Below are 13997 nucleotides of genomic sequence, written 5' to 3' on the forward strand. Positions count from 1 at the left end.
GCCCGGATCGGTTCCGGACCGCCGGCCTGCTTACTGGATGGTCTTGATGCCGACGGTGACCGGCACGCCTTTGGTCAGCACGTCGAACACGGCCGAACGGGCGCGCGACTGCTCGACCAGCTGCTGGAGCTTTTCGGCCGGCGCGTCGCCTTCGATCTCGAACGACACCTGGATGTTCTGGAAACCGTTGCGGACCTCGTCGGAGATGCCGAGGATGCCGCGCAGGTCGATGTCGCCGTCGACCGAGCATTTCACCTTGGTGAGCTTGATGCCGCGCGCGGCGGCGATGTTGGCGACGCCCGCCATCAGGCAGCCCGCCAGCCCGTGCAGCAGCCACTCGACCGGGGTCGGCGCATTGTCGGCGCCGCACAGGATCGCCGGATGGTCGGCATCGGCATAATGCGGCTTCTCGTGCTTCTGCTCCTGGCTGGCGCCGAAGAAGCCGTTCATGACGGTCTTGCTGTGCGTGCCCTCGATCCACTCGTTGTGAGCGCGGAACTGGAACTTGGCCAGCTCCGGCTGCCCGGCGACGAAATTGATCGTCGCCAAAAGGTTCGGCGTGTCGACGCCATTGAGCGGAAGCCGTGCAGGTTTGGTGTTGGGTTGCATCTTCATCTCCAAAGGTTCGTTTGCGGCTTGGTTGCCGTGACGGCCTCTGTTTGCCGATGGAGCGTTTGAACGAGAGTGGATGCGACCGTGGAATTTTTCATACGCCTACCGTGGAAATTGCGTTGGACGTATCGTTTGTAACGAAGTGTCTTGACCCGAATGCGCCGGAACGCAAAAGCCCCGGGCGTGCGGAAGCCCGGGGCCTGTCGACGGCGTGGCGACGATCGCCATCGGCGATCAATGGGCGTTGCGGATGTCCATCCCGCCGGCGTCGGAGGCGTAGCGCATCGAGGTGTAATGATCGATTTCAGAACGGGCGATACCCATGTCCTTCAGCAGATAGTCGGGCATGGCCTGCATGGCGGCGCGGTCGCTGCGCATCCTCATTGCACGGTAGACAAGGCGCAGCGCACGGCCGGCAAAATTGATCGGGCCGAGACCCGATCGGCTGGGTTCATGGGCGGTGTGTTCCAAAGTCGTCATCGTCGTCTCCATCTTTTGCGGCGCGACCGTTCGCGTCGTCGATGGGCGGACTTGTGGCTTACGACCGGGGGAACGAGCGTTGGAGCGGGCGTCGAAATTGCCGTGGAAATGGAGGTTTCGCGACTGACGCCCAGCCGGGTTGGGGTTGATTGAAGCCGGACTGGATCGCGGGCAGCCCGATGCTTTGCGCCGCCCTGTCGCGATCTCAGGAAATCCGCAGCCCGGCCTCGTCCAGCAAGACGCAGTCGTCGGCGTCGAAGCCGAGTTCGATCGCTTCTCCTTCGCGCAGCACGCGACCGTCGATCGGGGCGTTGGCGCGGATGTTCGCCTTGCCGCCGATGTCGACCTCGTAGATAGCGCTGCCGCCGAGATAGGAGGCCGACACGACCCGGCCTGACAACCGGTTGGCGCTCGCCTTGGCGCCCACCGCGAGTTTCTGCGGCCGCACCACGACGGTAACGGCGCTTCCCTGCGGCAGCGGCCTGGGTGACAGGACATTGATCGTCTGGCCGCTGGTCAGCGTGACAATGGTCGGCCCGTCGGATCGGCTCGCCGTGCCTGACAGCATGTTGGCCTTGCCGAGGAAGTCGGCGACGAAGGCGGTGGCTGGCCGCTCATAGACCTCTTCCGGCGTGCCGATCTGCTCGGCCGAGCCGGCATTCATCACCACGATGCGGTCCGACATGGACAGCGCCTCTTCCTGGTCGTGCGTGACGAAGATGGCGGTGATGCCGGTTTCCTTCTGGATCTTCTTGATCTCGACGCGCATCTCCTCGCGCATGTTGGCATCGAGCGCTGAGAGCGGCTCGTCGAGCAGAAGCACCTGCGGCTCGAAGACGATGGCGCGCGCCAGCGCAATGCGCTGCTGCTGGCCGCCCGACAATTGCGAGGGCAGTTTCTTCTCGCTGCCCGGCAGCCGCACCATGTCGAGCGCCAGGCCGACCTTGCGCTTGATCTCGGGCTTGGCGACGTTGCGGTATTTCAGCCCGAAGGCGACATTGTCGAACACGCTCTTGTGCGGAAACAGCGCATAGCTCTGGAACACCAGCCCGATATTGCGCTTGTAGATCGGCACGTCGTCTACCCGCCGGCCGCCGATCATGATCTGGCCGGCAGAAATATCGACCAACCCGGCGATGGAGCGCAGGATCGTCGTCTTGCCGCAGCCCGAAGGGCCGAGCAGCGTGACGAAGCTGCCCTTGCCGATCGACAGCGAGAAATCGCGTACCGCGACGAACTTGCCGTAGGCGATGTCGATGTTGCGGAACTCGACCGCCGGGCTGCTCGCCCCGGCGCCCGCGCTCGCGCCTTCCGCCCCGGCCGAGGCCGGCCGGGGATTGAGTGTCGTGCCCTGGCTGTCAGGCACCTTTCGAGATCCTGTTCCACTGCTTGGTCCAGGCGTCCTCGTTGGTCGCCCAATAGACCGGATCGGCGAAGGTCAACGCCTTCATCGTGCCGGTCGGATCGAAAGCCGGCAGCTTCGCGATCTTGTCGGTGAGCTTGACCTTGTTCGGGTCGAGCGACGGCGGATAGCTCTGGCCTTCGGCCACCGCGATCGAGGTCGCCGGATCGAGCATGAAGTTGATCAGCTCCTCGCACTCGGCCATCGGCGAGCCTTTCAGGATCAGCATGTCCTCCATCCAGGCATAGGAGCCGGCCGGATCGAGATAGCCGATCGGGTGGCCCTGATCCTGCAGCGCCGCGACGCGGCCCGACCAGGCGTCGGTCACCACGATCTCGCCCTTGGAGAGCAGGTCCATCAACTCCGCGCCGGAGCTCCAGAACTTCTTGGCGAGGTCGCGCGTCTCGCGCACCTTGGCCCAGATCGCGTCCATGTCCTTGAGATTGTTGGGATCTTGTCCGGTGGCGAGAGCCGCGTACCAGACGCGGGTGGTCATGTCGGAATAGCCGCCGACCTTGCCGGCATATTTCTTGTCGAGCAGAAGTCCGGCGCCCTTTTCCTTGGCTTCTTCCGGCGAGATCACCTTGGTGTTGTAGGCGATGCCGGTGGTGCCGTAGTCGTAAGGCACGGCCGACAGCTTCGGCGTCAGCTTGCGGAACGGCTCGATCATCGGCTGCAGCACATTCGCCATGTTGGGAATGTTGGCTTCGTTGATCTCCGAGTTCATCCCGGCATTGATATATTTGATGTAGTAGTTGACGCCGGACGAATGGACGATCTGGAAGTCGCCGGGCTTGGCCGTCTTGATCTTGGTGATGATCTCGTTCTCGTCGCCGAACGTGCCCTGCACCACCTTGATCTTGGTCTTGGCCGTGTAGGGCTGGAAGGCATATTTGTCGATCGCGTCCTGCACCGTTCCGCCCCAGCCGTCGAAGCGGACCTGCTCGACCGCGGCAAGCGCCCGGCTCATCCATGGCATGGAGAGACCGGCCGAGGCCGCGGCAGCCGCGGTCAGGCTCAGGAACGTCCGTCGGCTGAGATCGCCGTTGACATAGCGGTCGTGCAGCCGCTCCAGCCGCTTGGTGGTGGTCAGTTTCATCGTGCTTCCTCCTTGGGTTCGCCGCGTCTTCTCAGTTTTGTCAGGCTTTGCATTAGCACCCCGCCGATCAGCGGGATGCCGACGGTCACCACAATCATCACGGTGCCGAGCGCGTTGATCTCCGGGCTGATCGAGATTTTCAGCATCGAAAGGATTTGGGTGGGCATGGTCTCGACGCCGGCCGGCCGCCAGAACAGGCTGGCCGACGTGTTGTCGAACGAAATGGTGAAGGCGAGCAGCGCGCCGCCGACGACCGCCGGGATGAGCAGCGGCAGCGTGATCTCGCGGAAGGACGAAAGGCGCGAGGCGCCGAGCGAGAGCGCCGCCTCCTCATAGACGCGCCTTATGCCGACCATGCGCGCCTGCGCGATCAGCACCACATAGGGCACGGCTAAAAGGATATGGCCGAGCACGAGAAGCAGCATTGTGCGCGGCTGGTCGATCGCCTTGATCAGCACCAGAAGGCCGACGCCGAGAATGGTTTCCGGCACCAGCGCCGGCAGGATCACCAGCGTGCTCAGCGCCTGCTTGCCGCGGAAGTCGAAGCGCGCCAGCGCGAAGGCCGTGACGACGCCTATTGCCGTGGTGACGGCGGCGGTGACCAGCGCGATCCACAGCGAGGTGCGGAAAGCCGTCAGCACCGCGTCATTGTTCATCAGCTTGGCGTACCATTGCAGCGAAAAGCCGGTCATCGGAAAGCCGCCGAACATCGAGGCGTTGAACGACAGGATGACGGTCGCCACGATCGGCGCGAACATGAAGACGTAGACGCAGAGCGTGACGAAGCCGGTCAGCCGCCAGGCCCATTTGCCGTCCTTGTTCGGCCGCGCAGCCTTCATCCGCCCAACCCCTTCACGATCTGCGACATACCCATGTAGCGGGTGTAGATCGCGGCGAAGAAGCCGAGCACGAGGAACAGCACGATCGACAGCGTTGCGCCCAGCGGCCAGTTCAATTCGCTCATGATGGTGTCATAGATCAAATTGCCGAACAGCGCGTCGCGGCCCGAACCCAAGAGCTGCGGCGTCACATAGCTGCCGGCCGCCAGCACGAAGCAGAGCAGCAGGCCCGCCGCGAGACCCGGCAAGGAAAGGGGCAACGTCACCTCGCGGAACGCCTGCGCACTGGTGCAGCCCATCGAGCGGGCCGCCGAGATCAGCGTTCGGTCGATGCCCTCGAGGCTGACATAGACGTTGAGGATCATATAGGGCAGGAGGAAATGCAGCAGCCCCAGGATCACCGCGCCTTCGTTGTAGAGCATCGGCAGCGGTGCATTGATGATGCCCATTTTGAGCAGCGCGACATTGATGACGCCCTGTTCGCCAAGGATGTTGATCCAGGAAAAGGTGCGGATGGTGAAGCTGATCCAGAACGGCACGATGAGCAGGAGCAAGAGCAGCCATTTGTGCCTGAAGCTCGTGGCCCAGATGAAATAGGCCGGGAAATAGCCGAGCACGCCACATAGCAGCGCGGTGATCGCGCCGACCCTCAACGTCTTCAGCAGGAAGCCGGAATAATAACTGTCGGTGAAGAATTCCTGCCAGTTGGCGGTGGTCAGCGCGCTGGTTTCGACGCCTGCGGTGACGAAGGTGAAGAACGTATAAGCCGCCATCACCGCGATCGGCAGCACCAGGAAGAAGATCAGCAGCAAGAGCACCGGTGCAACGAGCATCCAGGCCAGGCGTGGATCGTACAAGGTCCATCGATTTTTCATGCGCACCCGAAGGTCCGCGCTTTCTTCGAAGCGCTTTTGTTCCCGCAGTGAAGATTGTTTCATTGCCGCCGCGATGTCTACAGGCGGTGATTGAGCCAGAGAGATGGAAGCGAGGAGGGTAACCCCTTTTGGTATGTCGCCGGGCTACATTGTGGCGTTGTCTGAGCGGTTCTCCAGCAGCTTCGAAGAGCTTGATGCATCCGCATTGGTTGGAGCCTGCGCTTCGTCAAAAAAGGCAGAATAGCGGCATAGACGTGTCATTTCCTGGAACGAACGGTCACGTTTTCATTCAGGCTGATAACTATTCTGTGTTGCACCGCACCATTTTGTGCCGCAGTCCTTTAGCGTAGGCGAATATAGGGTTTAGGAGTCGGCACGCTTGCGTTTTCCGTTGACCGGCACGGATGTTGCGGCCGCCGGCCCGGGCCATGTCGTCAGCACCAGCGGCTGCGAATGATGCCCGGCGGTCGCGACCTCCAGCTTGACGCGCTCCGGGCTGCTGCCGTCACGCTTGTGCTTTATTCGCATTTCTTCGCGCCCGGCGGCACGTCCTTCCTTGGTCATCTCGGAGTGCGGCTGTTCTTCGTGCTTTCCGGCTTCCTGATCACCAGGCTTTTGCTGGAGGCACGCGACGCCGATCAATTCGCGGCTGGATCGGCGCTGCGCTCCTTCTATGCCAGGCGCGCGATCCGAATATTCCCGCCCTATTTCGCGGTACTGGCCTTCGTCTGGTTTACCGATCTTGAACAGGCTGGATCGTCGCTCGTCTGGCACGCGCTCTATCTGTCGAACTTCTGGTACGCGCATCGCAACGACTGGACGCCCTGGCTGCTTTGCCATTTCTGGAGCCTCAGCATCGAGGAGCAGTTCTACATCGCCTGGCCGCTGATCGTCCTCCTGGCGCCGCGCAGGCGCATCGAGGCGATCACCATTGGCCTCATCTGCTTTTCGCTCGCCTACCGCTTCTACTGGCCGATCGCCGCCAACCCGGCGCTGGCCCGAGACCTGTTGCCGCCGGCCTCGATGGATGCGCTTGCCTGCGGCGCGCTGCTTGCCGTACGTCGCGCCAGGGGCGCCGGCGTGCCGCGTTGGATGCGGTTCGGCTGGCCGGCCTTCGTGGCGCTCTTCCTACTCGTCGTCTTGTCCGATCCGGGGCCGGCGAACTCGACATGGGAATGGCCGCGCTGGCTCCTGGTGCAGGTGCTGCCGCTGGTGCCGTTGGTGGCGATCGTCTCGATGTGCTCGAACGGCCTTCCCGGCACGCTCGGCTGGCTGGCCGAACTGCCTCCGCTGCTTTTCCTCGGCCGCATCAGCTACGGCGTCTATCTCTATCACGCGATCCTCCTCGCTTACACCGTAAAGGCGCAGCCGTGGATCCCGCTCAACGTCTCGGAGGAGGGGCCGGGGCGCTTCCTGGTCGCGGGCGCCGCCACGCTGATTGTCGCCTCGCTGTCCTGGGTGCTGTTCGAAAAGCCGCTCAACAGCTTCAAGCGCTATTTTCCCTATATCGCGCGGCCACGCGCTCGTGCGCCGAGCGAGACCCGGCGGTTCGGCGCCACATATCCCGGCGCAGAAGCGGCGCTCGATCTGCAGCCGACGGACCGGAGCTAACAATGATACGCCCGCTCATCTCCGTCGTGCTGCCGATCTACAATGCCGAGCTCTATGTCGGCGCTGCAATCCAATCGATCCTGCGGCAGGACTACGACCGGCTCGAAATCATCGCCATCAATGACGGATCGACCGACAGGTCGCTGGAAATCCTGGAGCGCTTCCGCAAGGCGGACGGCCGCGTAGCCATAATCTCGCGCGAGAATCGCGGCCTCGTCGCCAGCCTCAACGAGGGGCTGTCAATCGCCCGGGGCGAGTTGGTGGCGCGGATGGATGCCGACGATTTTGCCTATCCTTGGCGCCTGTCGCGCCAGGCGGCGCTGTTTGCCGCGCGGCCCGAACTCGGCTTCTGCGGCTCGCTTGTCGACACGCTGCTGCACGGCCGCGTCGCACGGGGCAGGGTGGATCCGGTGTTCCGCCTCGGTCTCCTCCCGGTGCTGTCGAAGTTCTTCACGATCTTCATGCACCCGACGGTGGTTTACAACCGCCGGGTCATCGGCGAGGCAGACCTGCATTACGATGGCCGCTACCGCCATGCCGAGGATTTCGATCTCTTCCGGCGGCTGGCCGACCGCTATCCGGCGGCGCTGATGCCGGAAAGCCTGCTCGTCTACCGCCTGCATCCCGGCAGCGTGACCAGCTTGCATACAAGCGAGATGCGGCGCACGCACCTCCGGATTGTCGGCGAAAATCTCGAGCGCGAGGGGCTGGCGGACGAAACGCAGGATCTGCGCGCCATTGGCGATAGTGTTTCGTTCGATACTGTGCGCCGCGCGGCCGCGTTCATCCGCAGCCTGGAGGACCGGGTCGCCGAGTTGCCGGCCGCATCGCGGCCGAGCTTCGAGGCCGGCGCGCTGAACCTGTTCTATTTCCTCTACCAGCTCGTCAACGACCAGCAGCGGCCGGCGTTGGCGCATGAGTTGCTGACGCTGACGGCGAAGTGGGACGTCATCCGCCGCCGCGAGAAATACGCGCTGCGCGCCGGCGCCTGGGCGCCCTGGCTGAGCCAGGCTTCGATATGGGCTGGCAAACGCGCGGACTGGGTCTCCTATCGCTTCAAATCCGCGCCGGCGGCGTCCGTGCTTGCGCCTTATCGGATGGGGGCGGCATGAACGCCGATCGCCATCCGCTGCTGCAGCATCTACGCTCGCCTCCCGGCCCGAGCCAGCGGCCTGAGGTCTCTTTCATCGTCTGCACGCGCGATCGCGCGGCGGTGCTGAAGTCCTGCATCGATTCGATCCGCGCCGCCTGCCGGACGCATCCTGCCTTCGCCGCCGAGCTGGTGGTGGTCGACAATGGCTCGCGCGACGGTACGGCCGACTATCTCTCGCGGATCGCCACGGCGTCCGATATAGCGCTGACGGCTATCTGTGAGCCACGGCCCGGACTGGCGGCGGCGCGCAATGCCGGGATGGCGCGGGCGCGCGGGCGCGTGCTGGTCTTCGTCGACGACGATTGCCGGCTCGACCGCGACTATCTCGTCGATCTCGAGCGGCATTATGCGAGTGGCGAGAAATGGCTGATCCGCGGCGGCCGCGTCGAGATCGGCGACGCCGGGGACCTGCCCTTCACCATCAATCGCTGCGAAAAGCGCAAGCGGCTGACGCGCGCCGTCCATCCGGGCGGCTTCGTGCTCGGCTGCAACATGACCATGCATCGCGATGTTGCCGCCTTGATCGGTCCCTTCGACGAACGCTTCGGCGCCGGCGGAGCGCTGCGCTCGGCCGAGGATACGGATTACCTGGTGCGCGCCATGCTGGCCGGTATGGCGGTGGAGTATGTGCCGGATATGACGATCTTCCACCATCATGGAAGGCGCGACCGCGGGGCGATCGAACGGCTGCACCGCGACTATCATTTCGGCAACGGTGCGCTCTGCCTGAAACATATGCGCCGCGCCCCGTGGCTGCTTCGTCACTTTTACTGGGCAACGCGGGCGGCCACGCGCGAGCTCTTCGGCGGTCCGCGCTTCGACCAGGAGCTCAGCCTGTCGCACTGGCCGATCGTGCTGATGAACCTGGCGGGCGCGGCGAAGTTCATGGCCCTGGTGCTGGCCGGGCGGCCTGACCGGCAGGAGCGGCCCGCCCAGGAAACCACCGAGGCCAGGGCCGAGGCCGGCGCGCGATGATCGAACCCAAAGCCCCTATCTTGTCGATATTGCAGCGCGCGCTCGGACGGCGTCAGCTCGGCCTGATGCCCGTCGTCGTCGTGCTCGGACTTGCAAGTGCCGCGCTCGAAGGGCTCGGCATCGGGCTGATCATCCCGCTGCTTGGCATCATCATGGGCCATGGCGAGACGACCGGCATGGCCGGCCTCTCCGCCCTCCTGCAGAAGGTCGGCGCCGGGCTAGGCGAGCGTGAGCGGCTGATTGCGATTTCGGCCGCAATCCTCGGCTCGATCCTGCTCAAGAACCTGCTCGCTTTCGCCAATTCGGTGCTGACCGCTCATATCTACGGCAAGGCGAGCCAAGCGATACGCGGCGCCCTGGCCGAGCGGCTGCTCAATGTCGGCTATCCCTTCTTTCTCAGGCAAAGCCCGGGCCGCTTGCTCAACATCATCTCCAGCGAATCCTGGCGGGCGTCGGATGCCATCCAAGGTATGCTCAGCGCGATCGTCAGCGCCTCGGCGGCGCTCATCCTGCTCGCCTTTCTGTTGCTGCTCTCGTGGCCGATGACGCTCCTGGTGATGCTGGGGCTGGCGCTGGTGCAAGCGGCGCATATGGCGCTGTCGGCGCATCTCAGGGCACCCAGCCGCAATGTTTCGGCGCGCAACAGCGCCTTGGCCTCGCAAATGCTGCATCTCGTCCATGCTGGCCGGCTGATCCGCATCTTCGGCCAGGAGGCGCGTGAGAAGGCGGCGTTCGAAAAGGCATCCGACGGCGTGCGGCGCGCGGCCTTCCTGCTCTCAAACCGCCAGGGCGCGCTGGGGCCGCTGACCGAAGTTCTGCACGCCATGCTGTTCCTGGCGGTGGTGATCGGCGCCTGGCTTGCGGGCTTGAGTTTCCCGCTGGTCGCCGCCTTCCTCATCCTGCTCTACCGCCTGCAGCCGCATATCAGAGCCTTGCAGATGACCTGGAGCCAGTTGCAGGGTCTTTCCGGCTCGCTGGAAGAGGTGACCTGGCTGCTCGATCCCGATGGCAAGCCTGCGCCGCCCGAGGGCAGCCGGCAGTTCGCCACCTTGACGAAAAAAATCGCCTTCGAGGGCGTGAGCTTCAGCTATGCCGATGAGGAGCAGCGCGCGGCGGTGCTGCACGCGGCAAGCTTCGACATCGTGAGCGGGCACTCGACGGCGTTGATCGGCCGCTCCGGCGCCGGCAAAACGACGATCGTCAACCTGCTCTGTCGCTTCGTCGAGCCGGATGCAGGCAAGATCCTCGTCGACGGCGCGCCGCTCGGCGAGATCGACCCGGCCGACTGGCGCCGCCACATCGCTCTGGCCAGCCAGGAGCTGGAGCTGGTCGACGGTACGATCCTCGACAACATCACCTATGGCAAGGACACGGCGACGTTCGAGGAGGCCCGCCGCGCCGCCGAGCTTGCCGAGGCGCACGGCTTCATCGAAACGCTACCGCAAGGCTACCAGACGGTGGTCGGCTATCGCGGGGTGAACCTTTCGGCCGGGCAAAGGCAGCGCATCGCGCTCGCCCGCGCTCTTGTACGCGACCCCGACATATTGATCCTCGACGAGGCCACCAACGCGGTGGATGGGCTTTCGGAAGCGGCAATCGTCGAGACGCTGAAGTCGCGCGCCGGCCGCCGCACCACGATCGTCATCAGCCACCACCGCAGCACGATCTCGTTCTGCGACGACCTGGTGATCCTGGAGCATGGTAGAGTGAAGAAACAGGCGCCGTTCACTGAGATGGCGAAGCTTAGTATGGATGAGTTGTATCGGCCGGAGTGAGGAGCCCGAGCAGGGGCTCGCCCGCATCTTCTTCGTCATCACTTCCTCCTCCTATGTGCCGAAGCGAGGACGGTTCTGGCGCAAAGCGGCGTTCCGAGGCGGCCGGAAGGGCTGCCCTACCTTTCCCTGAACGCCCGTGCGAACGAGTCCATCATCGGGCGTACCAGATATTCGAAGAAGGTCCGGTTGCCGGTGCTGATGAAGGTGTCGACCGGGGTGCCGGGATAGAGCTGGTCCGCCTTCACGCCGGGGGGCAGGGCATCAGCGATTTTCAGCCTGGCACGGAAATAGGGTTCGTGGGTGGCCTCGTCGATCAACCGGTCGGCAGAGATCTCGCTCACCGTGGCCGGGACTTCCGGCGTCAGGCGCGCGTTGAGCGCCGACAGCCGGAGCTTTGCCTGCTGGCCGACATGCACCTGGTCGATGTCCTTCGGCCGCAGCCTGGCGTCGACCACCAGGCCCGAGGTCGTGGGCAGGATCTCCATGATCTTTTCGCCGGGCGTGACCACGCTGCCTTGCGAATTATAGGTCGAGGAGACGACGATGCCCGCCGCCGGCGCAGTGATCGTCGTGCGCTTCAGCACCGATTGCGCGGCGCGCATCCGCTCCTCGATGTCGGCGAGGTTGATGCGCACATCGTCGAGCTTCGTCAGCGCCTCCTCGACGCGCTGCGTGGTCGCGCGTTCGGTCTGCGCCTCCGCTTCCACGATCTGCGTGCTGGCCGAGGCGAGGTCCGCCTCGAGCGCGCCGGCTTGGCCGACGAGGTCGGCCTCCGAGCGCAAAAGCTGCGAATATTCCCTGCGGTCGGTAAGGCCCCGGTTCAGAAGGTCGGTCTTGATGCCGAGCTCCTTCTTCACCACCTCGGCCTGCTGCTCGATTGCGGCCTTCTGCGCGTTCAGCCCTTTGACCGACTCGCGATGCATCGCGACGCGCTGCGCCAGGATCGACTGCTCCGACCGGAATCGCGCAAGCCTGGCGTCGAATTCCTTCTGCTGCTCGCGGATGAGGTTTTCGAATTCCTGCTGGAACGGCGCCGGCGCGGGGTCGGCGATCGGCGCCAGCGTGGCTAGGCCGTCGCGCTCGGCCTCCAGCCGCGCCGCGCTTGCCTTGAGCGCGATCCATTGTCTTGTCAGCCGGTTGAGATCGGCTTCCGCGGCGGTCCGGTCGAGCAGGATGAGGTCCTGGCCCCCCCGCACGCGGTCGCCTTCATGCACCAGCAACTGCCTGATGATACCGCCCTCGCGATGCTGAATGAGGATGTTGCCGCTGGTCGCCGCGATCGTGCCTTGCGTGATCACCGCGCCTGCCAGCGGCGCACTCGCCGCCCAATAACCGAAGCCGCCGACCATCAGCGCGATCGCCGCATAGCCGGCGAAGGCCGTGCGCCGGAAGTCGGTGCGCGGGCGGCCGTCGAGGATGAGGCTCTGCGTCATCGTCCAGGGCCCGTGGCGATGCCGTGTGAGGCGCGGATGGTCGGCGCGAACGATCCTGTGACCACCGTGTTCCGCTGCTTGCCCGGCTGGCGCAGCACCTCGGCGCTCGGTCCGAACGCCTCGATCGCGCCGCCGCGCAAGACCATCACACGGTCGCAAGCGGTGGCGATCGAAGGGCGATGCGTGATCACGATCGTGGTGACGCCCGCAGCGCGGGCCGCCGCGAGCACCGTTTCCAGTGCCGTCTCTCCGGCGCCGTCGAGATGCGTGCTCGGCTCATCCAGCACCAGGATGCGCGGATTGCCGTAGAAAGCGCGCGCCAGTCCGATCCGCTGCCGTTCGCCGCCCGACAGCGTCCCGGCGATCGTCGTCTGATAGCCGTCACGCAGCGAAAGGATCAGCTCATGCGCCTCAGCGCGCTTTGCTGCCTCCACGATCGCGGCGTCATCGGCCTGCGCGTCGAAGCGGGCGATGTTGTGGGCGATCGAGCCGGGGAAAAGCTCGATCTCCTGCGCCAGATAGCCGATATGCCGGCCGAGCTGGTTTTCGTCCCACGTCCTGAGCTCCGCGCCGTCGATCCTGATCGTACCGCCGCTCGGCTGGGCGGCCCCGACGAGCAGGCGCGCCAGCGTCGACTTTCCGGCACCGCTCGGGCCGACGATCGCCACCGCTTCGCCGGACTGAATAGCGAAACTCAATCGCTTGAGAATCGGTTCGACGCCAAAGGCGGCATTTGGCGCAATGAAGAAAAGATCCTGCGCCGAAATCGCACCGGTCGGGTCGGGCAAGACGAGCTTGCGCGTCTCTGCCGGTTGCGCCGCGAGTGCGGTCCCCAGCCGCGTCCAGGCACGCCTCGCCTCACCGAGTTGCCGCCAGGAGCCGATCAATTGGTCGAGCGGCTGCAGCGCGCGCGACGACACGAGCGAGGAGGCGAAGATCATGCCGGCCGTCATCTCGCCCTTGAGCACCAGCCAGGCGCCGGTGCCGAGGATCGCCAGCTGGAGCATCATGCGCAGCGCTCTCGAAGCGCCGCTGAAGACGGCGTTGGCGCCGGCCGAACGGTCGTGCAGGACAAGCGCTTCCGCCACATGCCGGCCCCAGGCGCGCGCGGCGTTTTCCACCATGCCCATGGCGCGCAGCGTGTCGGCGTTGCGGGCAAAGACCTGCTCGGCCCGGCTGGCCAAGGCCGAACGCTCCGCCGAGAGCGCATCGTTCCTGCCGATGGCAAGCTGGTTGGCAAAGACCAGCACGACGAGCAGCGCCTCGCCGCCGAGCGTCACCCAGAACAACAGCGGATGGATCAGGTAGAGCAGGGCGAGGAAGACCGGCGCAAAGGGCAGGTCGAACAGCACTGAGACACCGCGCGAGCGGATGAAGGCGCAGACCGAGGCAAGGTCGGTGAGCGGCGACGGCGCATTGCCGGAACCGAGCGAAGCGGCGAACGCTCTGGCGCCAAGCCTGTCATTGACCGTCGCCGCGACGCGCTGCGTGTAGACGGCTCGGACGGCGTCGAGAAAGCCGAGGAAACCGAGCGCCGCGACCGCGATGACCGACAAATACACGAGCGTCTCGACGCTGGAGGAGGGCAGCACCCGGTCATAGACCTGGAGCAGGTAGAGCGGGATGACCAGGAGCAGAAGGTTGATGAGCAGCGAGAACAGCCCGACATCGGTTACGGCGCGCAGGAACATCGGCCGCACGCCGGCCTGCCTGATCGCACCCGGAGTGCTCTCCTGTGACATT

General features: G+C 64.9%; 12 protein-coding genes. 4 read left to right on the top strand and 8 right to left on the bottom strand.

The genetic code is table 11. The annotated features are described in order from the left end of the window. Positions 1-30 precede the first annotated feature (30 nt). The 6 genes from LB526_RS26815 to LB526_RS26840 form a co-directional block, all read right to left on the bottom strand. A complete protein-coding gene (locus LB526_RS26815; protein WP_224630355.1) occupies positions 31-609 on the bottom strand; it encodes an OsmC family protein in 579 nt (192 codons plus the stop codon). A gap of 237 nt (positions 610-846) precedes the next feature. After that, complete coding sequence (locus tag LB526_RS26820; protein ID WP_224630356.1) at positions 847-1092, bottom strand: DUF1127 domain-containing protein; 246 nt, start codon at positions 1090-1092, stop codon at positions 847-849. A 205-nt stretch (positions 1093-1297) separates the two neighbouring features. Next, entirely contained in the window at positions 1298-2458 is a 1161-nt protein-coding gene (locus LB526_RS26825) for an ABC transporter ATP-binding protein (RefSeq protein WP_224630357.1), read from the bottom strand. Continuing rightward, entirely contained in the window at positions 2451-3593 is a 1143-nt protein-coding gene (locus LB526_RS26830) for an ABC transporter substrate-binding protein (protein ID WP_224529705.1), read from the bottom strand. Before LB526_RS26830 ends, LB526_RS26825 begins: the two co-directional genes overlap by 8 nt. Beyond that, the gene (locus tag LB526_RS26835; protein ID WP_224630358.1) at positions 3590-4432 is read right to left on the bottom strand and encodes an ABC transporter permease; all 843 of its coding nucleotides are present in this window, start codon (positions 4430-4432) and stop codon (positions 3590-3592) included. Before LB526_RS26835 ends, LB526_RS26830 begins: the two co-directional genes overlap by 4 nt. Beyond that, positions 4429-5307: an ABC transporter permease gene (locus LB526_RS26840; protein WP_224630359.1), complete on the bottom strand. Its 879-nt coding sequence runs from the start codon at positions 5305-5307 to the stop codon at positions 4429-4431. The genes LB526_RS26835 and LB526_RS26840 overlap by 4 nt, the downstream gene beginning before the upstream one ends. A 456-nt stretch (positions 5308-5763) precedes the next feature. Here LB526_RS26840 and LB526_RS26845 point away from each other — a divergent pair, with 456 nt between their 5' ends. From LB526_RS26845 to LB526_RS26860, 4 genes are read left to right on the top strand one after another with little or no spacing between them, the layout of a single operon-like run. After that, positions 5764-6918 (top strand): acyltransferase family protein, encoded by a 1155-nt coding sequence (locus LB526_RS26845; protein ID WP_224529776.1) that lies wholly within the window; start codon positions 5764-5766, stop codon positions 6916-6918. 2 nt (positions 6919-6920) lie between these two features. After that, the gene (locus LB526_RS26850) at positions 6921-8030 is read left to right on the top strand and encodes a glycosyltransferase family 2 protein (protein WP_224630360.1); all 1110 of its coding nucleotides are present in this window, start codon (positions 6921-6923) and stop codon (positions 8028-8030) included. Continuing rightward, positions 8027-9046 carry a glycosyltransferase family 2 protein gene (locus tag LB526_RS26855; protein WP_224548471.1) on the top strand — a complete coding sequence of 340 codons (1020 nt, stop codon included), beginning with the start codon at positions 8027-8029 and terminating at the stop codon, positions 9044-9046. The genes LB526_RS26850 and LB526_RS26855 overlap by 4 nt, the downstream gene beginning before the upstream one ends. Then, positions 9043-10821: an ABC transporter ATP-binding protein gene (locus tag LB526_RS26860; RefSeq protein ID WP_224630361.1), complete on the top strand. Its 1779-nt coding sequence runs from the start codon at positions 9043-9045 to the stop codon at positions 10819-10821. The genes LB526_RS26855 and LB526_RS26860 overlap by 4 nt, the downstream gene beginning before the upstream one ends. Before the next feature lie 116 nt (positions 10822-10937). On the opposite strand, the gene LB526_RS26865 is transcribed toward LB526_RS26860, so the two are convergent. Together LB526_RS26865 and LB526_RS26870 are read right to left on the bottom strand one after the other, a co-directional pair. Beyond that, entirely contained in the window at positions 10938-12254 is a 1317-nt protein-coding gene (locus tag LB526_RS26865; RefSeq protein ID WP_224630362.1) for an HlyD family type I secretion periplasmic adaptor subunit, read from the bottom strand. Next, entirely contained in the window at positions 12251-13996 is a 1746-nt protein-coding gene (locus tag LB526_RS26870) for a type I secretion system permease/ATPase (RefSeq protein WP_224630363.1), read from the bottom strand. Before LB526_RS26870 ends, LB526_RS26865 begins: the two co-directional genes overlap by 4 nt. Position 13997: the final 1 nt, after the last annotated feature.

The organism is Mesorhizobium sp. CA6 (assembly GCF_020165035.1).
GTDB lineage: Bacteria > Pseudomonadota > Alphaproteobacteria > Rhizobiales > Rhizobiaceae > Mesorhizobium.